Origin of the sequence: Paenibacillus sp. VT-400, from assembly GCF_001029205.1 — a bacterium.
GTDB classification, from domain to species: Bacteria; Bacillota; Bacilli; order Paenibacillales; family Paenibacillaceae; genus Paenibacillus; species Paenibacillus amylolyticus.
Window position 1 is genome coordinate 1 of the sequence record NZ_LELF01000113.1, and the last position, 215, is coordinate 215.

The 215-nt window shown below is 50.7% G+C and carries 1 rRNA gene; it reads left to right on the top strand.

Annotated features, from left to right (window positions below):
- Window positions 1–132: 132 nt before the first annotated feature.
- Window positions 133–215 (top strand): 5S ribosomal RNA (gene rrf / locus EL84_RS30600); the annotation flags it as partial.

Below are 215 nucleotides of genomic sequence, written 5' to 3' on the forward strand. Positions count from 1 at the left end.
GTGGAAGTGCAGCAATGCATGGAGCTGACCAGTACTAATCGGTCGAGGGCTTATCCAATAGCAAGTGATAATTCGCATGTTTCGTTTCGAATCTAGTTTTCAGAGAATGATCTCTGAAATGTAAGCTACGCGTTTGGTGGCGATGGCGGAGGGGTTCCACACGTACCCATCCCGAACACGACCGTTAAGCCCTCTAGCGCCGATGGTACTTGGCC